This is a genomic window from Pannonibacter phragmitetus DSM 14782 (genome assembly GCF_000382365.1).
GTDB classification, from domain to species: domain Bacteria; phylum Pseudomonadota; class Alphaproteobacteria; order Rhizobiales; family Stappiaceae; genus Pannonibacter; species Pannonibacter phragmitetus.
Window position 1 is genome coordinate 1 of sequence record NZ_KB908236.1, and the last position, 23,227, is coordinate 23,227.

23 protein-coding genes and 1 pseudogene are annotated in these 23,227 nt (G+C 63.2%); 8 read left to right on the top strand and 16 right to left on the bottom strand.

Translation table 11 applies throughout. The features are described 5' to 3' along the window. Nucleotides 1-201 (bottom strand): transposase (locus H163_RS0120560; RefSeq protein WP_019966507.1); only part of this gene is annotated, 201 nt, incomplete at its 3' end. A 67-nt stretch (nt 202-268) separates the two neighbouring features. Here H163_RS0120560 and H163_RS0120565 point away from each other — a divergent pair. Continuing rightward, the gene (locus tag H163_RS0120565) at nt 269-592 is read left to right on the top strand and encodes a hypothetical protein (RefSeq protein WP_019966508.1); all 324 of its coding nucleotides are present in this window, start codon (nt 269-271) and stop codon (nt 590-592) included. Nucleotides 593-982: 390 nt separating this feature from the next. On the opposite strand, the pseudogene H163_RS23340 reads toward H163_RS0120565, so the two are convergent. The 6 genes and pseudogenes from H163_RS23340 to H163_RS0120600 form a co-directional block, all read right to left on the bottom strand. Beyond that, nucleotides 983-1,725, bottom strand: a pseudogene (locus H163_RS23340) (inositol monophosphatase family protein). Nucleotides 1,726-1,823: 98 nt separating this feature from the next. After that, complete coding sequence (locus tag H163_RS0120580; RefSeq protein ID WP_160118258.1) at nt 1,824-2,663, bottom strand: glycerophosphodiester phosphodiesterase family protein; 840 nt, start codon at nt 2,661-2,663, stop codon at nt 1,824-1,826. 16 nt (nt 2,664-2,679) lie between these two features. Beyond that, nucleotides 2,680-3,729, bottom strand: coding sequence for an ABC transporter ATP-binding protein (locus H163_RS0120585; RefSeq protein ID WP_019966511.1), 1,050 nt, complete (start codon nt 3,727-3,729; stop codon nt 2,680-2,682). A gap of 1 nt (nt 3,730) precedes the next feature. Further along, entirely contained in the window at nt 3,731-4,618 is an 888-nt protein-coding gene (locus tag H163_RS0120590) for a carbohydrate ABC transporter permease (RefSeq protein ID WP_019966512.1), read from the bottom strand. A 1-nt stretch (nt 4,619) separates the two neighbouring features. After that, on the bottom strand, nt 4,620-5,501 hold the full coding sequence (locus tag H163_RS0120595) for a carbohydrate ABC transporter permease (protein ID WP_019966513.1): 882 nt from the start codon (nt 5,499-5,501) through the stop codon (nt 4,620-4,622). 65 nt (nt 5,502-5,566) lie between these two features. Continuing rightward, nucleotides 5,567-6,877 (bottom strand): extracellular solute-binding protein, encoded by a 1,311-nt coding sequence (locus H163_RS0120600; protein WP_019966514.1) that lies wholly within the window; start codon nt 6,875-6,877, stop codon nt 5,567-5,569. Between the two features lie 115 nt (nt 6,878-6,992). Between H163_RS0120600 and H163_RS0120605 the strand changes: the two genes are divergently transcribed. Next, the gene (locus H163_RS0120605) at nt 6,993-8,147 is read left to right on the top strand and encodes an ROK family transcriptional regulator (protein WP_019966515.1); all 1,155 of its coding nucleotides are present in this window, start codon (nt 6,993-6,995) and stop codon (nt 8,145-8,147) included. A gap of 191 nt (nt 8,148-8,338) precedes the next feature. On the opposite strand, the gene H163_RS24920 is transcribed toward H163_RS0120605, so the two are convergent. The 5 genes from H163_RS24920 to H163_RS0120625 form a co-directional block, all read right to left on the bottom strand. Then, the gene (locus H163_RS24920) at nt 8,339-8,578 is read right to left on the bottom strand and encodes a WYL domain-containing protein (protein WP_280176603.1); all 240 of its coding nucleotides are present in this window, start codon (nt 8,576-8,578) and stop codon (nt 8,339-8,341) included. Nucleotides 8,579-8,804: 226 nt separating this feature from the next. Next, on the bottom strand, nt 8,805-9,941 hold the full coding sequence (locus H163_RS0120615) for a hypothetical protein (RefSeq protein WP_019966517.1): 1,137 nt from the start codon (nt 9,939-9,941) through the stop codon (nt 8,805-8,807). 119 nt (nt 9,942-10,060) lie between these two features. Then, nucleotides 10,061-10,210: a toxin-antitoxin system HicB family antitoxin gene (locus H163_RS24730; RefSeq protein WP_115336448.1), complete on the bottom strand. Its 150-nt coding sequence runs from the start codon at nt 10,208-10,210 to the stop codon at nt 10,061-10,063. Next, entirely contained in the window at nt 10,150-10,383 is a 234-nt protein-coding gene (locus H163_RS23350; RefSeq protein WP_147290426.1) for a type II toxin-antitoxin system HicB family antitoxin, read from the bottom strand. Before H163_RS23350 ends, H163_RS24730 begins: the two co-directional genes overlap by 61 nt. A gap of 139 nt (nt 10,384-10,522) precedes the next feature. Next, nucleotides 10,523-12,046 (bottom strand): MFS transporter, encoded by a 1,524-nt coding sequence (locus H163_RS0120625; protein WP_019966518.1) that lies wholly within the window; start codon nt 12,044-12,046, stop codon nt 10,523-10,525. Nucleotides 12,047-12,215: 169 nt separating this feature from the next. Here H163_RS0120625 and H163_RS0120630 point away from each other — a divergent pair, with 169 nt between their 5' ends. Continuing rightward, a complete protein-coding gene (locus H163_RS0120630; RefSeq protein ID WP_019966519.1) occupies nt 12,216-13,094 on the top strand; it encodes a LysR family transcriptional regulator in 879 nt (292 codons plus the stop codon). Here the strand turns inward: H163_RS0120630 and H163_RS0120635 are convergent. Both H163_RS0120635 and ndk read right to left on the bottom strand, forming a co-directional pair. Beyond that, nucleotides 13,075-13,623, bottom strand: coding sequence for a GNAT family N-acetyltransferase (locus H163_RS0120635; RefSeq protein WP_019966520.1), 549 nt, complete (start codon nt 13,621-13,623; stop codon nt 13,075-13,077). The genes H163_RS0120630 and H163_RS0120635 overlap by 20 nt on opposite strands. Nucleotides 13,624-13,822: 199 nt before the next feature. Then, entirely contained in the window at nt 13,823-14,245 is a 423-nt protein-coding gene (gene ndk, locus H163_RS0120640; RefSeq protein WP_019966521.1) for a nucleoside-diphosphate kinase, read from the bottom strand. A 249-nt stretch (nt 14,246-14,494) separates the two neighbouring features. Here ndk and H163_RS0120645 point away from each other — a divergent pair, with 249 nt between their 5' ends. Next, a complete protein-coding gene (locus H163_RS0120645; RefSeq protein ID WP_019966522.1) occupies nt 14,495-16,366 on the top strand; it encodes an ABC-F family ATP-binding cassette domain-containing protein in 1,872 nt (623 codons plus the stop codon). Nucleotides 16,367-16,684: 318 nt separating this feature from the next. Here H163_RS0120645 and H163_RS0120650 read toward each other — a convergent pair whose 3' ends face one another. Then, a complete protein-coding gene (locus tag H163_RS0120650; RefSeq protein ID WP_019966523.1) occupies nt 16,685-17,629 on the bottom strand; it encodes an AEC family transporter in 945 nt (314 codons plus the stop codon). Between the two features lie 227 nt (nt 17,630-17,856). On the opposite strand from H163_RS0120650, the gene H163_RS0120655 reads away from it, so the two are divergent. From H163_RS0120655 to hspQ, 3 genes are all read left to right on the top strand, one after another. Beyond that, a complete protein-coding gene (locus tag H163_RS0120655) occupies nt 17,857-18,741 on the top strand; it encodes a lysophospholipid acyltransferase family protein (RefSeq protein WP_026356130.1) in 885 nt (294 codons plus the stop codon). Between the two features lie 92 nt (nt 18,742-18,833). Further along, on the top strand, nt 18,834-19,877 hold the full coding sequence (locus H163_RS0120660; RefSeq protein ID WP_026356131.1) for an HpcH/HpaI aldolase/citrate lyase family protein: 1,044 nt from the start codon (nt 18,834-18,836) through the stop codon (nt 19,875-19,877). A gap of 103 nt (nt 19,878-19,980) precedes the next feature. Then, nucleotides 19,981-20,304 carry a heat shock protein HspQ gene (gene hspQ / locus H163_RS0120665; protein WP_019966526.1) on the top strand — a complete coding sequence of 108 codons (324 nt, stop codon included), beginning with the start codon at nt 19,981-19,983 and terminating at the stop codon, nt 20,302-20,304. Between the two features lie 107 nt (nt 20,305-20,411). Here the strand turns inward: hspQ and H163_RS0120670 are convergent, their stop codons facing one another. Further along, nucleotides 20,412-21,035, bottom strand: a complete 624-nt coding sequence (locus H163_RS0120670) for an invasion associated locus B family protein (RefSeq protein WP_026356132.1) — start codon at nt 21,033-21,035, stop codon at nt 20,412-20,414. A 460-nt stretch (nt 21,036-21,495) separates the two neighbouring features. Here H163_RS0120670 and H163_RS0120675 point away from each other — a divergent pair, with 460 nt between their 5' ends. Continuing rightward, a complete protein-coding gene (locus tag H163_RS0120675; protein ID WP_244296122.1) occupies nt 21,496-23,223 on the top strand; it encodes an extracellular solute-binding protein in 1,728 nt (575 codons plus the stop codon). Nucleotides 23,224-23,227 lie beyond the last annotated feature (4 nt).

Below are 23,227 nucleotides of genomic sequence, written 5' to 3' on the forward strand. Positions count from 1 at the left end.
CTCCATTCGCGGCTGCTCGATCTGGCAAAGCTCCTTGCGCCAACGGAAGAGCTGGCTGACATGGATACCGGCCCCACGGGCAATCTCCGAAAGAACCGCTTCCGGCTCGAGGCAGGCTGCAACGAGCCGCTCCTTATCCTCCCGAGACCAGCGCCTGCGGCGCTCGACAGATGTGATCACTGCAATCGGCTGCTTCGTCATACGACTACTCCTAGTGTTGCACTAGGACTTCCGATGTTCGCCATCACCGAACAAGGCGGCACTCACCGTGGGGTTACGCTTTAAATTCATCTTCCTGTTTGCTTTCGCGTTTTCCTGGGATTTCGGAAATGCCTCCTCAATTCAGATTGATGGGAAGCATATGCTGCTTACCAAGCGTGCAGAATGCATGCTTGGGTCTGCGTATATTGAGGTGCAGACTGCGAAGCCTGGACAAGTAAATGAAAACGAGATTGAAGGCTGTGAATTTCATAACCTCCCCAAAGAGCCGCACACAATAGAAATACGAATCTTTTTCTCCTTCAAGGAAAGAAAAAATCCCGAGAAGAAAAATAAACGATATTACGCCTCGATGATCGGCAATAAATTTTGATCATTGCGGCGGCATGATCGCCTAGCAAAGGTTGCCACAGAGGCAAAACCTTGTTGTTCAGGTTCAAAGGGGTGTGCGCCGCCAGTCGCCGGCCCACTAGCGCGCATCGCAGGCCTCATCACCTCGACAATCGGCATCGTCTCGACCGAAGCGCGGGTAACGCGCGAAATGGGCAAGCAAGATGTCGCATTCACCGTGTCCTTCTGTGAGCGCATCGGCTTGGGTGCAATCGGCGATCTGATGCCCCCCATTCTCAACGGGGCTCTGCGGTAGAATTCACGACGCCATTTTCAGTTTCTGTACAGGTGTGTTGCCGCAGATGCCCCGACCCTACGGCCGGGGCGGGCGCCACCGAATGCAAAAGCCGCAAGCCGCTGCAGAGAGGTGTTGTTACCCTTCGGCAAACCCAAGGCATTCGCAGATCTCACCATGGACTGCCAGAGATGCGGCGGCGATCAGCGGGCCTTTCTGAACTTGTGCACCGCGATAGGGCGAGCCGTCGCCAAGCCTTGCTATACCGCCTGCCTCCTCCACCGCCAGCGCACCGGCGATATGATCCCAGGGCTGAAGGTTAGCGCTGACGTTGAAGTCGACGCGGCCCTGCGCCAGCAGGCGGTATTCGTGGCAGGAGCAGCGCAGCGAAGTCGCCCGGCCGAGTTCAGCCATGCCAGCTGCAATCCGCGGCCGGTCTTGCTTTGGAAACAGGTACAGCGGCACGAATCCGGCAACGCCCTGCCCTGCCCTGCCGGGCCCGGCTGCACCGACAGCCGTTCCGGCTCACTGCCCGGCCGGGCAAAGAACGCACCTGCCCCGCGCTCGGCCATGACCCAGTCATCGCCGAGCGGATCGTAAAGCAGACCGAACACCGGCTCGCCGCGCCTGAGCACCGCGATGATGACGCCGAACACCGCGAGGCCATTGGCGAAGTTCCAGGTGCCGTCGACCGGATCGCAGAGAATCGCCAGTTCCGCCTGCGGCAACGCCTCCAGCAGGCTCCGGTCGGCGGAGACCGCCTCCTCGCCCAGGAACAGGGCCTGCGGCATCAGGCGCGCGCAGGCCTCGCGCAGGCGCTGCTTCATTTGCCGGTCCGCTTCGGTCACCAGATCATCCGGCGCGGATTTGGCGCTGACCATGTCAGAGGACAGCCGGCGGAAGCGCGGCAGGATTTCTTCTGCCGCACCCGCGCGCACCTCGTCGATCAACCAGTCCCAGATTTTGGACGAAGGTGCCGTCAAGCTGCCACTCCCTGCCGTTTGATCCAGGCAGAAAGCAGATCGGGAATGTCGGTCTGGAAGACAGAGACTCCGGCCTCGACCAGAACACCCCAGATCGCATCCGGTTCATGCGCCGCGCGGCTGTCGCTGAGCCCGGCCGAGCAGACGGGATCGAGCGTATTGACCCAGACCGAGGTGCCGCCCGCATTGAGCTGGCCAGCGGCAGCACGAAGGGTGTCGAGGCTGTCGAACTTCATTTCGGTCATCACCGCACCGCTTTCCAGCACGCGCGCGACATCATCGGCCCAGGTTTCAACCGTCAGCCGCAGCATCGGCATGACCATGACGCCCGTCGTGGCCTCGATGTGGCGCAGCCGGGCAAGGTCCTCGGCAGTACGCAGCGGGAACTTGACGTTCACCCGGGCTGCGGCACCCAGCTCGGCAGCCGTTTCAGCGACCTTTTCGATCAGGTGCGGATGCTTCACATCGAGATCGAGAAAGCCGCGGCCTTCCGCCTGTGCCAAAACCTGGGCGAGGGCCGGAACCGGCTCATCCGACGCGGCTGAATCGCTGCCGCCATCGCGCTCGCGCAGCCTGAAGCTCGCCAACTCGGCCATGGTTCTGTCCGAGGCCGCGCCGGTTTCGCCGGTCATCCGCCCCAGCGTGTCATCATGCATCAGAAACAGGATCCCGTCAGCGCTCTCCTGGATATCTATCTCGACAATCTGATGCCCGGCGTCAAAGGCGCCGCGGATGGCGAGAAGGCTGTTCTCGGGACCGCTGGTCCAGGCCCCGCGATGGGCAACAATCAACGGCTGGCGGTTCTTGCGGGCGACGAAGTCACGGTAGTTCAACAACGGAATGTCCTTTCGGTCAGGAGACAAGACGAGCGCCGGTTTCGGCGTCGAAGAGATGCAGGGCATGCTCGGGAATGCCGAGACCAGCATCGGCAGGCACCGGACGCCCGGCCGGAGACTGCACGGCCACCGTCTGACCATCGGGCAGACGGAAGAACTGGACGACATGCGAGCCAAGATCTTCCCGGTGAAGCGGGACAAATGATGCCCCTCCCGCGTCCAGAACCACAGCTTCCGGCCGGACACCAGCCAGAACGGCGCCTCGGTGCGTGGAGGCGGCCAGCGGCGTGCCGTCACCAAGCCGTAGCCAGGTGCCGTCGCCCATGGCCGTGATGAGGCTCATCGGCGGATGGCCGATGAAGCTGGCAACGAAGCGCGTGGCCGGGCGGTGGTAGATGTCAGCCGGAGTTCCGATCTGTTCGACCCGGCCAGCGTTCATGACGACAATCTGGTCGGCCAGCGTCAGCGCTTCGGCCTGGTCATGGGTGACGAAGACCGTCGTCGCACCGATGCGGCGGTGCAGGTCGGCGAGTTCCGCACGGGTTTCATGGCGCAGCAGCGCGTCGAGGTTCGACAGGGGCTCGTCAAACAGCATCACCTGCGGCGCACGCACTATGGCGCGGGCAATCGCCACCCGCTGCCTTTGACCGCCCGACAGCTCCGAAGGGCGCCGGGCAAGCAGATCGCCAAGTCCCACCACGCGGGCGGCTTCCGCAATCCGGGTCATGCGCTCGCGGCGCGGCACCCCGGCGACCTTCAGCGGATAGCCGATGTTGTCGCCCGCCGTCATGTGCGGATAGAGCGCATAGGACTGGAACACCATGGCGCAGCCACGCTCGCGCGGCGGCAGGTCCTGCACTTTCCGTCCGCCGATCTCGATCTCCCCGCCGGAGACCGCTTCCAGCCCGGCAATGAGGTTGAGCAGCGTGGACTTGCCGCAGCCGGACGGCCCCAGGATGACGGTGAAGGCGCTGGCGGTGAAGATCAGGTCGAGCGGTGGCAGCACCTCGGTCGTGCCGAAGCGCTTGGCAACCCCTTTCAGGACGATTTCAGCGGCTTGTGTCATGTCATTTCTCCGAGAGGGCATACCCGCGCACGATGAAGCGTTGCAGCAGGGCAACCATGGCCAGCGGGATGGCCGAGACGACGAGCGCGCCGGCCATGATCAGCGGATAGTCCGGCACCGCCCCCGGCATGTCGTTGGCCAGCCGGGACAGGCCGACAACGGCCGTCTGCATGTCGGGCCGCGAGGCGGCCACCAGCGGCCACAGGTACTGGGTCCAGCCGCCGAGGAACATCATTATGAACAGGGCGATGAGCGGCGCGCGCGACAGCGGCAGCAGGATGTCGAGGGCAAAACGGATTGGTCCTGCTCCGTCCATTGCGGCGGCCCGGGGCAGGTCACGCGGCATGGCAAGGAACGCCTGACGGAACAGGAAGGTGCCCGTTCCATGCGCAACCAGCGGAGCCGCCAACCCGAACCAGGTGTCCAGTACCGAGAGCCGCATCAGCGGCCCGATGCCGAACAGGTCCAGCACGAGGTTCACCGGCATGCCGACATCGGCGGCGACCTGATAGGTGGTGATCACCCGGAGGTCGAGCGGCAGCATGATGGTGACCAGCGTCAGGGCAAACAGCGCCCCGCCCCAGCGGATCTGGAAGAACACGATCGCCAGCGCGGTCATGAAGGCGAAGAGGCACTTCAGCGTCGCGACCAGCATGGCCGCGACGAATGAATTGACCAGCTGGCCGGGGAGCGGCGTCTTCTCGAACACCCGGTCGATGTTGGCGAGGAGCTGGTCGCCCGGCAGCCAGCTCAGGCCACCGGTCAGTACCGTTTCATAGGCCTGCGTGGCCGTGATGACCGCGACGACGAGGGGCAGCAGCACGAACCCTATGCCGAGGGCCAGAATGAGACCGGCGACGCGGTCGATGCTCTTGGTGTTCTCGACCATGTCAGCGCTCGTATCTCACGCGGCGTTCCAGAACGAGGAACTGGAAGGCCGTCAGCATCAGGACAAAGATCATCAGAAGAGCCGTCTGAGTCGCAGCACCCGACAGGTCATACCCACGGAAGCCGTCCGAGTAGATTTTATACACTAGAAGTGTAGTAGATCCGCCCGGCCCACCTTCGGTCATCGAGTCGATCAGGCCAAAGGCGCCGGTGACGCTTTCGGTGAATTCGAGGGCAAAGGCCAGGAACAGCTGCGGCGCGATCAGCGGCAACTGGACGTCGCGCACCCGGCGCCAGGGCCCTGCCCCATCCAGCGCCGCCGCCCTGTGCAGCACCTGCGGCACGGCCTGCAGGCCGGAGAGCAGAACGACGAAGTTGAACGGGATTCCGCCCCAGACATGGGCCACGACAATCATCGTGAAGGCGTCCGTTCCGTCGATGCGCGGGTTCCAGATCCCCGGAAACACGACATTGAGCGGTGCCAGCAGGCCCAGAAACGGGTTGAAAATGAACACGAACACAAGTCCGATCGAGGCCCCGGCCACGCCCTTCGGCCAGACGAGGATGTTGCGTGCCGGCTGGCTCAACCGGATGTGCCTGTCAGCGGCGAGCGCCAGGATCAGCGGTATGACGATGGCTAGGGACGAGCCGATCACCATGAAGACAAAGGTCAGGCGCAGCGATCCCCAGAACTCCGGGTCGGCCAGCACTCTTGCGTAGTTCTGCAGGCCAACGAACTCCGCCCCCCCACCAAACGGACGCTCCAGCGTGAAGGACCAGTAGAACGCGAGATAGACCGGCAGATAGAAGAACAGCGCAATCAGCAGCGTCTGCGGCAGGACAAGAGCAACGGCCAGCCAGCGCTGAGGAAACAGGGCGAGCATTGGGGATCCTTCCGGGAAAAAGACCAGCCCCCTGACGCTCATGGCCCGGGGCTGGGCCGTCTTGCTTACGGCAGGGTCACGCCGGCATAGGTTGCCTGGAAGCGGCGCAGCAGCTCGTCGCCACGGGTCTTGGCGCTGTCGAGGGCTGCCTGCATCGGCTTCTCGCCGTTGAAGGCCTTCTGCGTCTCTTCCATGAAGATATCCCGGAACTGGACAAAGAAGCCGAGCCGGATGCCGCGGCTGTATTCGTTGCCGGCCACGTCCATGGACGTGACGCCCAGCTCTGCCACCGCAAAGGCCGGATCCGAGGCCCGGCCGGTCGTCTTGATCAGGTCAAGGGCGGCCTGCGTCACCGGCACATAACCGGTCGCCTTGACGAACTCGAGCTGCGGGGCCGGGTCGCGCAGGAAGTCTAGGAAGGCGCGCGCCGCCTTGATCTGGTCCTCGCCATGCCCCTTCATCACATAGATGGAGGCACCGCCAACCAGCGTGTTGCGCCGCTCGACGCCCTCGTACATCGGCGCCAGACCCACCATCAGCTTGTCGCCGAGCGCAGCGAGATGGCTGGAATAGCCGCCCGTCGAGTTCTCGATCATGGCGCATTCGCCGGCGTTGAAGGCATCGGCGAACTTGCCGGCGCGCGTGTCGGCTGCCAGACGGACGAGCCCGTCCTTGCGCCAGCCCGCAAGGTTTTCCAGATGCTTGGCCGGCAGGCCGGCGTTGAAGGCGTACTCCGCATCGAGACCGGCAAAGCCGTTACCCCGGGTGGCAACCGGTGCGCCGTGACGGGCCGCAAACTGCTCAAGCACGCGCCAGGGATGGCCGTCGGTGGCGAAGGGGCAGGGATGACCGGCATTGCGCAGCTTGGTCGCGACCTCGATCACGCCTTCCCAGGTGGCTGGAAGCTCACTGACGCCAACGGAGGCGAGCGCCTCTCGGTTGCCGTAGAAAATCAGCGTCGAGGCATTGTAGGGCTGCGACCAGAGCGCACCCTTCGACGTCTCGTAATAGGAGCGCGCGCCGCCGATGTAGCTGTTCCAGTCGACGCCGGGCAGCACCTCGGAGACAGGCACCACGGCGTTCGACAGCAGCAGGTCGAGCGTGCCGGCGTCGAAGAACTGGATCAGCACCGGATGGGTGCCGGAGCGATAGGCGGCGATTGCCTTCTGCATGGCAACCTCATAGCCGCCCTGCCCGACGCAGGTGACCTTGTGCTCGCTCTGGGCGGCATTGAAGCTGGCGCAGTTGGCCTGGATCGCTTCTTCGATCTTGCCGGTATTACCATACCAGAACTCGAAATTGGCGGCGTTGACCGGATTGGACAGGGTGGTGCAGGCCAGCGCGCACAGCGCGGCGGCAGTGGCTCGAACAGTCATGACGGCTCCTCATGGGGAGGTGGTGAAGGCAGGTGAATTACTACACTTTAGGTGTGACAATGCCGTGACGCAGGACGCCTTTGCAGCCGGCCTGCCCTGTGCTTTAAATACGGCCATGACCTATGATCCCGTCTCCCTGATCTCGCCCCGGTTCCTGCGCTCGAGCGACCCGTGCGAGGTCGTCTCGGACAACGAGCGCGCCCTCTTGCGCCTGGCGCGGGCCTATCCGGGTCATTCCCGCTCCGAGATCGCCGCGCGCCTGCCGCTGGCGCAGCAGTCCGTGCACCGGATCATCGATGCCCTTGCCGAACGCGGCCTCATTCTGCTTGGCAGCCCGAGGCCCGGCACCGGCCGCGGTCAGCCGAGCCCGACGGTGTCTCTCAACCCGGAATTCGCCTGGACGGTCGGCCTGTCGGTCAACACGGACCGGGCCGGCCTCTGCCTGATGCCCTTCGCCGGTCCGGCCGAGACCGTCTCCGTCGACATCGGCGGCCAGAGCCTTTCGGACAGCCTCGGCCGCATTCAGGACCGGCTGGCACAACTCCTCGACCAGCGCGGTGTCGCCGCCGAAAAGATCTTGGGGCTCAGCCTCGGCATTGCCGGGTACCGCATCGAGGGCACCACCTACAATGCGCCGCTACCCTTGCATGACTGGTCGCTGATCGAGCTGGGGCCGCTGCTCGCGCGGCGCTTCAACTTGCCGGTCTGGGTGGAAAACGGCGCCAGCACCGCCGCCGTCGGCGAGGCGATGCTGGGCGTCGGGCGCCACGTCCAGAGCTTTGCCTATCTGTCGTTCAACTACGGCTTCGGCGGCGGGCTGATCCTGAACGGCGAGCTCTATGCCGGCTCGAACGGCAATGCGGGCGAGTTCAGCGGCATCGTCGATGTGGAGGGCGGCAAGCGGCGCCCGGCCCTGCAGTTGCTCATCGCCCGTCTTGAGGCTGAAGGCATGCATGTTCCGAGCCTGGAATGGCTGAGACGCAACTTCCGCCCCGACTGGCCTGGTGTCGAGGCCTGGGTCGATGACGTCACGCCCTTCACCAACACGCTGCTCAACGCCATCTGGTCGGTGATCGATCCGCAGGCAATCGTGTTTGGCGGCGAAGTCCCGCGCAAACTCGCCGACATGCTGATCGAGCGAGTCACCTTCAACAACAGCCCCCGCTACGGCAACCGGCGCAGGACGCCCAAGCTGATCGTCTCCGAGCTGGAAGGCGAGGCCTCCGCCATTGGCGCCGCCGCCCTGCCCTTCAAGACCTGCATCTTCTGACGTCAGGCCATGCAGCCCGGGCAGCGCCGCAGCGCAGGCTGCACTGACATTGGCGGCAAACAACTTGGCGATACCGATACCGGCAGGGGAGATAGGGCCGCCGAACAAGCCCGGCTGCCACACAAGACTCTCCAGATGCGTCCTTCACGGGACCTGTGTAACTAATACCAAGGCGCTGAGATGCTGACGCATCACGCCTTGAAAATGCTCAAGCGCCGCACGGGCTTAACCAATGCTCGATGAGTCAAGCTCATCGAGCATTGGTATAACCGGTAGGGGCAAACATCGTCTTCGAATGGGACGTGGCGTTGACGAAAGCTCTTTCCCGCAACTGGTTGTGGATGACTTATCCGGTCCATCCGGAAATGACGAAAGTCCTCGCGCCCAGGGTCCCATCCGACAAGATACCAAAGCGGTGGCAGGATCAGCATGGCCTATGGTTCGACTTCGCGCCTGATGTGCCTGCCCTTTGCATCCTGATAGTCAAAGCGAAGGTATTCGCCCCGAAAAGCCGTCTCGAACGCTGGCAGCAGGTTCCGGTCCATCGTGCCCATACCAGACAGGTCCTGAAGTGGCGGGAGCCAGCCTATGTGAAGACAGCCTAGCTGCGCCAAACTTTGAAGTTTCAGCAGAGCTTCCGGTACGACGGGGAATCAGTCACCCCAAATCCGCAAATCTCTCCAGAAAACGTTCTTTTCTTGCGTGAAGATCGCGAATCTCCTGAAGGCGCAGCCTGAATTCGTCAAGCGATCCGTTTTCTTCATAAATGGACCTGAGTGCACGGATTAGATTGGCGGCTGTGTCATAGCCTGACGCATTGCGCCGTTCGGCCTCTGAGTTGATTTCGTCCCAGACATTGTACCCGTGCCGCATTAATTGATCGGCCCTGGTCCGAAAAAACCGCAGCTTCTCTTCCTCATGCCGCTTGATCTCTGCCTCTGCCTGTGCGGCCTGTTCTGCCTCACGAGCCTTGCGGAGCATCTTGGCGCGGGCACAAAGGTCACCTGCCGTTCGCGCGGCAACGGGAGAGTCTGTATTCGCAGATTTAAGGCTGTTGCGGACAAGGGCACGCAATTCGCTGACAACATGCGCATCGCCACTGACAAGGCGGACAAGAAAACCGGACTTGTCCGCATCAGGCAGCCCGGCAATAACCTGCGCTGCGGTCTCCGAAGATACGTCCACGCCCATATAGGCGTCGTCTTCCCGTTCGGCGGCGGCTGCCACGAGATCGCAGTCAATTCCAAAAAAATCTGCGAAAGCTTCCAGCGCATCCGTTACTGGTCCGATACCGGGCATTGGCTCCAACTGGTCCGCCGCCACAAGCCCCAGATCAACCTCCATCAGCCACATAAGATAGAAAAGCCGCAGATCACCGGCGAGCACGTCAGCACGCAACGGAGCAAGTGCTGCCAGCCATCCCGCGCCATCCTCCCAGCCATCCAGTTCCATCTCATCAATGGAAATATCCAGAATGAGGTTTTGGCCAGCGGCACGCAGCTCTACACAATGGAGGCTTCCGGCCAACTGATCGAACCGGGCGCGGCCGGCCAGATCGGCAGGCAAACGCATCATCAGCCGGCGGGCTCCCCAGTTCGCCAGATAGAGATGCAAGTCGAACCAGCGCTCCATCATGCTATCCGGATCCCCCCGGAAGGAGCCCCATTCATAGGAGTTCGTGAAGCTGGTGGAGGAAATCCGGGCACGCGTGGACAAGGACCTCAGAGCCTCCAGATCTGTCCTGGTAAGCGGCTTGCCGACGGCCAGAAAATCATAAAACTGATACTCGCTCATAATCCACCCACTGCCGGGAACGGCGAACGGCTCATTTTCAATCGGGTGACATGCATCCGCAAGCCCCCGGCGCAGATCATCACTCTCACCTGACGCGGGCAGAGAGACGGCAATTCCCCCTACTCCGCCGCCTCACGGATTGCCGCCGTAATCCATTCATTCAGGCTTTTGCCTGCGGCTCCAGCGGCGGTGGCGTTGTCTTCCGGCTTCAGGCGGACATTGAATTTTCCGGAGAATTTCCGGCGCGGCTCGATTCTTTTTCCAAGCACATTTCAAGATAGACGGCCAGTGACTTGCGGCCCTCTTCCATCAGATCGTGGACGCTTTCAGCATAGAAGTCTGCCCCGCCACTCAGGCCCACGAACTCCCCCCGCAGCATCTGAAGCTCTGGGTCAAAAGTGATCACCGCCTTCTCGCCATTGATCTCGATGACATCGTTCATGGTCTTGCTCCGTGCTTGTCCAGCCATTTATGCCAGTCATTCCCGGAGACCGGCAACGGCGCCAGCTACCTGCCGCATGACGCCCTTCTCCAGGAAACATCCGCCGGCGGAAATCCGCCAGCGGCTTTTCTCGTTCCTGTCACCTCAGGCAGGCATCTGCCGGGACTGGCTTGCGGCTGGCGAAGGTGAGGAGCGAGAGGCCGGCGAAGCACCAGGCGGCGATGGCGCCGTAGAGCGTGACCCAGCCGGTGCCCTGTGTCAGGGCACCCCGGGCCTCCGCAAGGGAGAGGCCGTAACCGGTGGCGGCGGCGAGATTTCCGGCGGATACGGCGCCGGCAAGACTGGCCAGAACGTTGTCAGCGGGCGCCCCGTTGAAGACATTGGCCAGATGGGCGTGGACGCCGCTCCACAGGATCAGCCCCATGACCGCGATGTTGACGGCGAGCGAAATGAACCTTGCGCTCATGTCCATGCCCGAAGCCATGCCGGCCCGCTCCGGCGGCACGGCAGCGGTTGCGGTGTTGGTGACCGGCGTGTTGGTGAAGCCAAGGCCAATCCCGGCAACGGCGCAGCCGGGCAGCAGCGTCAGCCAGCCCGCCTCCCCGCTGACGACAGCCAGATGCAGCAGCAGGAACCCGGCGCCGGTCAGGAAAAGCCCAAGGGGGATGACCATGCCGGGGCCGCGGCGCAGCAGCAGCTTTTCGGCCAGCGGCGGCACCAGGATCGTCGGCACGGTATAGGCCAGCACGGTCAGACCGGCGCTGATGGCGTCATAGTCCAACACGGCCTGAAGGTAGATCGGCAGATAGATGACGAAAGGCCAGAAGCTGAAATTCATGCCGCAGGAGCCGAGCAGCGCGCCGGAGAAGCTGCGGATCCGCAGGGCGGCAAAGTCGAACATCGGCCGGGCGATGCGCGTCTCGATCAGAACGAAGAGACCAAGGCAAACGATGCAGGCCGACAGGATGGCAAGCCCCGCAGGGTTGTCCGGCCCCGGCTGCTCCCCTTGCGTGATCAGATAGACGATGCCAAGCACCGCCAGCGACAGGGTGATCATGCCGCCAAGGTCGATCTGCACCGCGTGGGGATCGCGTGATTCCTCAACGCCCTTGAGGGCAAACAGCACGGTGAGCGCGGCAAGGCCCACATGGATGAGAAACACCCATTCCCAGCTGGCCAGCGTGATGATGCCGCCCCCGGCAATGGGGCCGAAGCCAAGGCCGATCCCGAAGATGATCCCCCACCAGCCAAAGGCCCTGCCCCGGTCTGCCCTGTCCCGGAACTGATGCGACAGCACCGCCACCTGACAGGCGAGCATGGCGGCGGCGGCGAAGCCTTGCAGGAACCGCGCCGCTATGAGCAGGGGCGCGCTGGTGGCGAGCCCGCAGATGAGCGAGGCCGCACCGAAGACGGCGACACCGGCGATGAAGATGCGCTTGCGGCCGAACCGGTCGCCCAGGGCGCCCATGGCCATCAGAACCGCGCACATGGCAATGGTGTAGCCGTTCATGATCCATTGCAGCTGGCGGAAATCCGCCGGCAGCACATGTTCGAGCGTGGGAAGAATGGAGGGAATGCTGGTGATCTCCAGCCCCAGCATGAGCGCCGAAAGACACACGGCGGCCAGCGCGAAGCTGTTTCCGGATGAGGTGGCTGATTTCATTGTCTGACCCTGCAGTTGAATGCCGCGCAAGCCGGTTCGTTGCCGCTGACAGCGTGCTGCCCGGCTGATCCACTGTGCGCGGCGGTAAGGTTCACTTGCAGGAATGCCGGAGCTATGATCATTTGGCAATCATATGGCCGGACATATCAGAGATAACGGATTTGGATAGATGAGCGCGCTTGAGGTCGAGGCCGTACGGGCCTTCGTGATGATCGCCGATCTTCAGAGCTTCACCCGTGCGGCGGTGGCGCTTGGCTCGACGCAAGGGGCAGTCAGCGTCAAGCTGAAGCGGCTGGAAGAGCGGCTCGGCAAGAAGCTGATCGAGCGCACGCCCCGGCAGGTGCGCCTGTCGGCACAGGGGGAAACCTTTCTGGCGCCTGCAAGGGAGTTTCTGGCGGCCCATGAACGGGCGCTCGCGGCTCTTTCGGCCGAGCGCCGCCGCTTCCGGCTGGGCATCGCCGCCCATGTCATGGGGCCGGAGGTGCCGGCGCTGCTGGCCCGGCTCAAGTCGCTCGACCCCTGCCTGACGGTGGAGGTGATCGTCGACAATTCCCGGGTGCTGATCGAATCCTTCGAAAATGGTGCGCTGGATGCGGTGATCGCCCGCAGCGATGATGGCCGCCGCGATGGCGAGGTGCTGGGGCCCGAGCATTTCGGCTGGTTTGCCTCCCCCAGCTTCAAGCATCACGCGGGCGAGCCCTTGCGGATCGCCAGCCATCCCTCTGTCTGCACGGTCCGCGAAGTGGCGGTGCATCTGCTCAACGGGGCGGGCATTCCCTGGGTGGAGGTCTTTGTCGGCGGCACCACGGCCGTCATTGCGGCGCTGTCTGCCGGGCTGGCGGTGGCCGCCTTCCCCTGCCGCCTGGCGACGGCTGACATGGTGGAAGTCAGCGAAGCGCTGAACCTGCCGCCGATCCCCTCGCAGTCCATCGTGCTGCACTCTTCGCTGACCGACGCCAGAACCCGCGAAACCCTGCGCGCCATCACGGCGGTGTTCAGCGAGCACCGCCGCAACAGCAACCGGCAGATCAGCCTTCCGGCAGCGTGAGGCCTCTCACCCATTCCTTGTGCAGCAGGGCGAACTGGAACGTGTTCTCATAGACCGGATTGCCCGCCGCATCATTGCGGAAGCTGATGTAGTCCAGAAACAGGCCTTCCTTGCGCATGCCCAGCTTTTCGCACAGGCGCTGCGAGGCCTTGTTGTGGTCTTCCACGTAGGCATAGACCCGGCGGGCCTTGCAGGTGGTGAAGAGATGGGTGAAGAGCGCCCGCGCCGCCTCCAGCGCATAGCCTGCGCCGCCATAAGCGGGATTGAAGTTCCAGCCCACGGACCATGTGTCCTCTTCCTGCATGGCGAAGACATCGCCGATCAGTACGCCCGTGTCCTTCAGGGTAACCGCGAGATATTCGTCATCCAGGCCGCGCTTTCCGGCCTCCGCTTCTGCGGCCTGAAGGCTCTCCAGCCGCATCGACAGGAAGCAGCTCGCCACTGGTTCGCGCAGATAGGCATAGAGCCCTTCGCCATCGCTGCTGCGGAAATTGCGGATGATCAACCGGGCCGTTTCAATCGGCTGCATGAAAACTCCATGGTCAAACGTCTGTCCGGTGCCGCTGTGCCCGGCCGGGCCAGTGCAGCACCGCCCCGCAGGTGGGGCTTTGTCCGGGAAGTTCAATGACAAGAATGCCGCCAGCGCCGCTACTCGCCTGTGTGGACAAGCAAAAAGGCCAGCCTCTTGCGAGGCCGGCCTTTGCTCAGTTTCCGGAAATGCCGGGCTATCAGCCGACGATTTCGTGACCGGCGAACCAGAAGGCGATTTCTTCGGCAGCGGTTTCCGGAGCGTCGGAGCCGTGCACGGAGTTTTCGCCGATGGACAGGGCGAAGAGCTTGCGGATGGTGCCTTCGTCAGCGTTGGCCGGGTTGGTGGCGCCCATGACTTCGCGGTTCTTGGCAATGGCGTTCTCGCCTTCCAGAACCTGAACGATGGTCGGGCCGGAGGACATGGACTCGGTCAGTTCGCCGAAGAACGGACGGTCCTTGTGGACGGCGTAGAAGGCTTCGGCCTGACGCTGGCTCATCCACACGCGCTTGGAAGCAACGACGCGCAGGCCGGCTTCTTCGAGCTTCGCGGTGATGGCGCCGGTCAGGTTGCGCTTGGTGGCGTCCGGCTTGATCATGGAGAAAGTGCGTTCGATGGCCATTGGTCTCATCCTTTAAAAATACGGGTGCCGCGCATGCGGCGGTGAAGTGTGTGAAGGCCGCCCTTTTGGAGCGGCCGCGTTGCGCTGCGCCCCATCGGCTGACGGGCGCGGAAACTTGGCCGTTCCTATAGCTTTGCCTCGCGCGCCCCGCAAGGGGGGCGGCGCGAAAGACATGGGGCCCCTGCGCAAACACGCTGGCCGCACGTTGCCCTCTTGCAATGCGGGCCAAGCTCGCCCAAAGATCCGCCCATGTTGCAGATTTCAGACCTCACCTATCGCATCGGCGGCCGTCTTCTCATCGACAATGCCAGCGTCACCCTGCCCGCCCGCAGCAAGACCGGCCTCGTGGGCCGCAATGGCGCGGGCAAATCCACCCTGTTCAAGCTGATCACCGGCGATCTGACGAGTGAGGGCGGCTCCGTCAGCGTTCCGCGCCTTGCCCGCATCGGCCAGGTGGCACAGGAAGCACCGGGCACGGAGGAAAGCCTGATCGAGGTGGTGCTGGCCGCTGACACGGAGCGCGCCTCCCTGATGGCAGAAGCGGAAACGGCGAAGGACCCGGACCGGATTGCAGCCATCCACACCCGGCTTGCCGATATTTCCGCCCACACGGCAGAGGCCCGTGCTTCCGCCATTCTGCACGGCCTTGGCTTTGATGCAGAAGCGCAGAAGCGGCCCTGCTCGGCCTTTTCCGGCGGCTGGCGCATGCGTGTGGCGCTGGCTGCGGTGCTCTTCTCCGAGCCCGATCTGCTGCTGCTGGACGAGCCGACCAACTATCTCGATCTGGAAGGCACGCTGTGGCTGGAAAGCTACGTGGCGCGCTATCCGCATCAGGTGCTGCTGATCTCGCACGACCGCGACCTTCTCAACAAGGCGGTGGATTCCATCGTGCATCTGGACCGGGGCAAGCTGACCTTCTACCGCGGCGGCTATGACAGCTTCGACCGGCAGCGGCGCGAAACCATGATGCTGCAGCAGAAAGCCAAGGAAAAGCAGGACGCGCAGCGCAAGCATATGCAGGCCTTCGTCGACCGGTTCCGCGCCAAGGCCACCAAGGCCCGGCAGGCCCAGTCCCGCCTGAAGATGCTGGAGAGGATGGAGCCCATCGCCGCGCTGACCGAGGAAAGCGGCCGCCCGATCCATTTCCCCGATCCGCAGGGGCGCCTGTCGCCGCCGATCCTGAAGCTCGAAAATGTCTCGGTGGGCTATGACGGCAAGCCGGTCCTGTCGCGCCTGACGCTCAACATCGACACCGATGACCGCATCGCCCTGCTCGGCTCCAACGGCAACGGCAAGTCCACTTTCGCCAAGCTGATCTCCGGCCGTCTGGCAGCGCTCTCCGGCGAGGTGACCAGCGCCACCAAGCTGAAGATCGCCTTCTTCGCCCAGCATCAGCTGGATGAACTGCGCCCGAATGAAAGCGCCGTCCAGCATGTGCGCATGCTGATGCCGCAGGCGGCCGAAGCGCAGGTGCGCGCTCGCGTCGCCCGCTTCGGCCTGCCGACCGACCGGATGGAAACGCCGGCCAAGGATCTCTCGGGCGGTGAAAAGGCGCGGCTGCTGCTCGGCCTTGCCACTTTCGACGGGCCGAACCTGATCATCCTCGACGAGCCGACCAACCACCTCGACATTGACAGCCGCGAGGCGCTGGTTCTGGCGCTGAACGAGTTTCAGGGCGCCGTGGTGCTGATCTCGCACGACCGGCATCTGGTGGAAGCCTGCGCCGACCGGCTGTGGCTGGTGGCCGATGGCAAGGTCAGCACCTTCGACGGCGACATGGAAGACTACCGCCGCTACATCCTGCAAGGGCCGGATGCGGTGAAGAAGGCCCGCGAGGACGAGGCCAAGGCGGCCTCCGCCACGGACAAGCGGCGTGAAGCTGCCGAACGGCGCGCCCGCGAGGCACCCTTGCGCAAGAAGATCGAGGCGGCGGAAAAGGAAATGGCGCGGCTTTCCGACAAGATCGTCATGCTGGATGCCACCATGTCCGAACCGGACTTCTTCACCCGCGATCCCGAGCGGGCGGCGAAATTCGCCAAGGAGCGGGCCTATATCGAAAAGAAGCTCGTCACCACGGAAGAGGAATGGCTGCTGCTGTCAGCGGAGCTGGAAGAGGGGTGAGCGGTCTTCCGGCCGGGGTACCGTGCCCGCCGCACAGGCTCCGGCCCATTGTTGAGATTTGAGGCTGGGGCGGATCGGCCAAACGGTGCTGAAAGCAGTCCACTCCGCAGCTTCTCACCTTGTCATCCCCGCGAAAGGCGGGGATCCAGTACCCCCGGTATTTGGCATCTCATGCGCCGGGGCTACTGGATCCCGGTCTTGCCACTCCGCGCCAAACCGGGATGACACCGGTTGGGCTATTCCTGCCTTACAGGCTTTGCCTCAGCGGCCCTGGATCGCAGAGGCGCGTCCAGAATGACGGTGGAGAGGCAAAGCCCCCTAAAGCCACCCGTGCTGGATGGCCCAGATCACGCCCGTCACCGTCACCACCGAGGCCATGGTGCCGATCATGACGAGGCTGGAGGCGCGGTTGACGTAGACCTGATACTGCTGCGCGATGACGAAAACGTTGGTCGCGGGCGGCAGGCAGGCCATCAGGACGGCGGTCGCGATCCAGACCGGATCAAAGCCGCCGACCCAGGTCAGCATCAGATAGACCAGCACCGGGTGCAGGATCAGCTTCACCGCCAGAATGACCGGCAGCTCCAGCGGCACCTTTTCGATGGGGCGCTGCGCCACCGTCACGCCCATGGCAAAGAGCGCGCAAGGGGCCGCCGCACCGCTGAGGAATTTCAGCATGGTGTCCAGTCCCTGCGGCGGCTTGAAGCCGATGAAGGCCGCGCCGACGCCTGCAATCGTCGCCAGAATGAAGGGATGGGTGAAGACGCGCACCGCCACCTTCTTCATGGTCTGTGACAGATGCTCCTTTTCCGTTCCGGCCATGGCCATCATCAGCGGCGCGAGAATGAACATCAGCGTGTTGTCGAAGCACAGGACGAAAGCGGTCGGCACGGTGGCGGCCGGTCCCAGCACCGCCATGGTCAGACCCGGCCCCATGTAGCCGACGTTGGAATAGGAGCCGCCGATGGCCATGATGGTGGATTCGGGGATACTGCCCTTGGTCGCCAGCACGCCGATGCAGAAGCAGATGGCAAAGACCGTGTAGGTGACAAAGGTGGTCGCGGCCACGTAGCTGAGGTCGGTCAGCTGTTCCACCGGCGTCTCCGACAGGAGGCGGAAGAACAGGGCGGGCAGCGCGATATAGATGATGAAGAAGTTCATCCACGCCATGCCGGACGGCGGAATCTTGCTGAGCTTGCCCGCTCCGAAGCCCAGAAAGATCAGGCCGAAGAAGGGAAAGGCGAGCGCAATGACATCTTGCATGGCAGGATCCGGGACCTTTGGCCAAGACGTGGTGGGCCAAGACAGGGTGAGGATTGCGCAGTGACAGAGGATCTGCCGCTTGCAACCGGCATGTGGCTTGGGTAATCCACGCCTAACCTGTTCGCGCCAGACGGTCAATGAACCCTCTGGCTATGTGACGCGCCAGCCGGACACATGTGCCATCCGTGCATGCCCTGCCGGCCATGATCCGGATCCGACCGCTGCCCATGACCCCGCGCTCCCCGTTCCGCACTCTCGCATTGAAGGCTGAATGGGCCGTTCTGGCGGCTGTTGTGTTCCTGTTCCGCCTCGTGCCGGTGGACCGGGCTTCGGCCGCCATGGGCTTTCTGTGGCGCAAGCTTGCCCCGCTCAACAAGCGGCACAAAAGGGCGCTGAAGCATCTGGAGCTGGCCATGCCGGAGCTGACGGCGTCAGAACGCCGCCAGATCATCGACGGCATGTGGGACAATCTCGGCCGGGTAACCGCCGAAACCTTCCAGATCGACCGGATGATCCGGGATGAAAGCCGTTTCGAGCTGCTGGTGGATGCGCGCACCGATGCCATCCTCAACGGCGCTGGCCCTTGCGTCTTCGTGTCGATGCATTCGGCCTGCTGGGAGCTTTGCGTGACGCCCGCCTTCCAGCGCGGCCTGCCGATGGCTGGCGTCTATCAGGCACTGAAGAACCCCTATTCCGATGCTTTGCTGCGCAGCCTGCGCGGCACGCTCTATCCGCTCGGGCTTTATTCCAAGGGGCATCAGACGGCGCGCAAGCTGCTGTCCATCCTGCGCTCCGGCGGCGTCTTTGCCCTGATGGCGGACCTGCGCGAACGGCGCGGCGTGAAGGTGCCGTTCTTCGGGCGGGAGGCCTATGCGACGCCCGTTCCTGCCACCCTCGCCCGCGCCTGCGGCGTGCCGATCGTCATTGGCCGCGTGGTGCGGCTGGAAGGCGCCCGCTTCCGCATCGAGGGCATCTGCATCGATCCGGCCTCGGATGGAGACAAGGAGGCCGATATTCTGGCGACGACTGCCGCCATCCATGCCCAGTTCGAGGCATGGATCCGCGAAGTGCCGGAGCAATGGATGTGGATCCACCGCAAGTGGGCGGATTGATCCGCTGCTTGCCCTTCCGTCTTTCGGTGAATTGCTGCTCCGCACCATGATGCTATAGCTGTGGTCCAGAAGACCGGAGGAGCCGCAGCATGATGAAGACACCACGCGCCTTTTACGCCCCGCTTGCCATTGGCGCGCCGGCGCCCTTCCGCGACCTGCCGGTGCGGCTGGAGCGCATGATCCATTTCGTGCCGCCGCATCTGGAAAAGATCCGCGCCAAGATCCCGGATCTCATTTCGCAGGTGGATGTGATCCTCGGCAATCTGGAAGACGCCATCCCCGCCGATGCGAAGACGGCAGCCCGGCATGGCTTCATCGAAATGGCGAGGGCGAATGATTTCGGCAGCACTGGCTTGTGGACCCGCGTCAACTGCCTCAACAGCCCCTGGTTTCTCGATGACATGCTGGAGATCATTCCGGCCGTGGGCCACAAGCTCGACGTGGTGATGCTGCCGAAGGTCGAAGGCCCCTGGGACATCCATTATCTCGATCAGCTGCTGGCCCAGCTCGAAGCCCGCGCGGGCCTGATGAAGCCGATCCTCATTCATGCCATTCTGGAAACGGCTGAGGGAGTGAAGAATGTGGAGGCCATCGCCACCGCCTCGCCGCGCATGCATGGCATGAGCCTCGGACCGGCGGACCTTGCCGCCTCGCGCGGCATGAAGACGACCCGTGTCGGAGGCGGCCATCCCGGCTATGCGGTGCTGGCGGATGAGGATGGCAGCGGTGCACCCCGCGCCCGCATGCAGCAGGACCCATGGCACTATACGGTGGCCCGCATGGTCGATGCCTGCATGTCGGCCGGCCTCAAGGCCTTCTATGGCCCCTTCGGCGACTTCTCCGATCCCGCTGCCTGCGAAGCGCAGTTCCGCAACGCCTTTCTGATGGGCTGCCTTGGGGCCTGGTCGCTGCATCCGTCTCAGGTGGACATCGCCAAGACCGTGTTCAGCCCGGACCCGGCGGAAGTTGCGTTTGCGCGCCGGATTCTGGACGCCATGCCGGACGGCAGCGGCGCCGTGATGATCGACGGCAAGATGCAGGATGATGCCACCTGGAAACAGGCCAAGGTAATTGTTGACCTTGCACGCCTTGTTGCGGCACGCGACACCAAGTTTGCAGAGGTTTACGGACTCTAGACGGTTCCCTATTATAAGGGAAAGTCTTCACCGCGCGCTGACGCCGCATCGTGCCCCTCCACACCCTGGGGCGTCTGCGCCGGTTCAAGCCACGGTGACAGTCATGCGTACGGCAAAATTCAAGATCGGACAGGTCGTCCGCCACAAGGTCTATCCCTTCCGGGGGGTGATCTTCGATGTGGATCCGACCTTCTCCAACACCGAGGAATGGTGGAACGCCATTCCCGAGGATGTCCGCCCGAGCCGGGATCAGCCCTTCTATCATCTCCTCGCGGAAAACGAGGAAACCGAATACGTCGCCTATGTGTCCGAGCAGAACCTCGTGCCGGACAACACGGGCGAACCGGTGCGCCATCCGCAGATCGAGGAGATCTTCGAAGAGCAGGATGACGGCTCCTACCTGCCGCGCTCAAGCGGCCTGCATTGAGGCAGGCCGCTTGAGCGGCCCGCTTGCGGCATCTGCAAGGCCCAAATGAAAACGCCGCCCGGTTTCCCGCGCGGCGTTTCGTGTTCATATAAGCATAGACCAGCCAATCAGTTGCCCGACTGGGTCTGTTCCTTCTGCTTGTCGATCAGCTTCTGACGGGCTTCGTCAGCGCGGCGCTGCAGCTCGCTCTGAAGCTGTTCCTGCTTCTTCTGGATTTCGCCCACATCCATGGCGGCGCCGTCATAGATCTTGGTGAAGCCTGCAAGCGTCAGTTCCAGCGGAACCGGCTTTGCCTGCTGGTTCAGGGCGGTGATGACGAGCTTGGAGCCCTTCTTCAGCTGGGCGACGAAGGCCTCGTCAATCACGAGTTCCGAATAGCACGCATTCGGGAAGCAGATGCCATACTTGGCTTCGGTCTGCTTGCCGGCATCGATCTGCACGCGCATGCCCGGCTGGATCAGCATGCCGGTCGGCACGGCGATGAGCAGCGTCTTGCGGGCTTCGCCACTGATTTCGCGAATCGCAACCGACGACAGGAACTGACCCGTGGCAGTCCGCAGCTCCTGCGTCACAAGGCAGATTTCCTTGTTCACGCTCGGATCGGTATTGCACACCTTGACCCAGGGGGACTCAGCCTCGGCCTGCTGCGCCGAAACAGCGGCCGTACCGCCAAGCATGGCAAGCGCAGCGACCGCACAGCCCGCCATCCCCCTCATCAGAAAACTCTTCATTCGAAACATCCTCGATTGTGCGTTCGCTCTTCCAGGCCTTGCGTTCCCCACGGCCCCGCGCGTCCAGCGGAACTGCCGCCGTTACGCTGGCCAACATCACCAGCCCCGATGCCGGAAGATTGCGGCAACAGGGTGACCCTTCACCTGCGCGGGCCCATGTTTAACCGCATCGTGAGCGGATTTCCAGCGTCTCCGGGCACGAATGCGCGGGTGGCCACTGGTGTGTTACCATTCCGGGGACAGAATCAAGACGGACATACATCACACAATGGCTTTTTCCCTGAAAACTGTTTCTGGAAAGACCGGACGCGCGGCGGCTTTCCGCCGGTTCGCGCTGGCTTTTCCAGTCTTTGTGCTGGCAGCGGGCGGTTTGACCTTCACGCAGGACTGCCGCGCTCAGACCCCGGGAACAGCTGCTGCGGGCGAGGAAAACCCGGCCCCGTGGGTCCATGGAATCGCAATGCATGGTGATCCGGCCCTGCCTGCGGACTACACACATTTTCCTTATGCGAATCCCGGTGCGCCCAAGGGCGGCACTTTGACGCTGGGGGTGCAGGGCACGTTTGACAGCCTCAATTCCTTCGTGGTGCAGGGCGGCTTCACCAGCGCGCGCGGCATGAAGGAGCGGCAATTCGGGGAAAACATCATCGAAAGCCTGATGGTGCGCTCCAACGCTGAAGCTTTCTCGCTCTACGGCCACCTCGCCGAAGCCGTCCGCATGGCCGAAGACCGGTCCTGGATCGAATTCCGCCTGAACCCGAAGGCGAAGTTCTCGGACGGCAGCCCCTTCACGGTCGAAGATGTGATCTTCTCGCTCGACATCATGCGCGAGAAAGGCCGCCCTCCCTTCCGCAACTGGTATGCCGAGATCGAGAAGAGTGAAGTCACCGGTGAAAGAACCGTCCGCTTCACCTTCAAGAACAACGAGAATCGCGAATTGCCGCTGCTCATTGCGCTGGCGCCAATGTTCTCGAAGGCCGCGACCGATCCGGCCACATTCGACAAGTCCAGCCTGAAGCCGCCGCTTGGCACCGGCCCCTATGTCTTCGCCGAGATCGTCCCCGGTCGGCGGGCCGTGTACCGGCGAAATCCGGATTACTGGGGCAAGGATCTGCCCTCCAAGCGCGGCATGGACAATTTCGACGAGATTCGCATCGAATATTACCGCGACGAGACCACCTTGCAGGAAGCCTTCCGCAAGGGGCTGATCGATGTGCTGCCCTTCAACAATCCCTCCCGCTGGGCCAATGGCTTCGACTTCCCGGCGGCGAAGGAAGGCAAGGTGGTGCGCAAGGAGATCGTCAAGGGCATTCCGCCGGTGATCCAGGGCCTTGCCTTCAACACGCGCCGTCCGGTCTTTGCCGACAAGCGCATGCGCAAGGCCCTGTCGATGCTGTTCGATTTCGAATGGATCAACCGCAATCTCTATGCGGGCCTTTATGACCGCACCGCAGGCTACTGGGACAAGTCGGAGCTGTCGTCCATCGGCCATCCGGCCAGCGAACGGGAGAAGGAGCTTCTGGCCCCCTTCCCCGGCGTTGTTGACCCGGATGTGATGGCGGGCGCCTGGATACCGGCGCAGACCGATGGTTCGGGACGCGACCGGGCCGTGCTGCGCGATGCCATGGCCGTGCTGAAGGAGGCCGGATACACCCTCGACGGCCGTGTGCTCAAAGCTCCTGATGGCCAGCCGGTCAGTTTCGAGATCATGACCAAGAACGAGGACGAAGAAAAGATCGCCCTCGCCTATGCACGCAATCTGGATGTGATCGGCATCAAGGCAAACGTGCGTACCGTGGACCCGTCCCAGTTCGAGGACCGCCGCATCAAGTTCGACTTCGACATGGTGTTCCACATGTGGAGCTCTTCTCTCTCGCCTGGCGGCGAGCAGATGGGGCGCTGGTCCATGGCCGCAGCCGACACACCCGGCTCGTTCAACATCACCGGCGCCAAGGAGCCCGCAATTGACGCGATGATCGCCGCGATGGTCGCATCACACAGCAAGGAAGACTTCATATCGGCCGTCCGGGCGCTCGACCGTGTTCTGATTTCAGGCCGTTACGCCGTGCCCTTGTTCCATCCGCCTGCGGAATGGCTTGGACATTGGACCAGAATCACGTCACCTCAGATAGACCCGATTTACGGTTTCGAAACCACGACGTGGTGGAAAACCGAAGGCGCCAACTGAGACC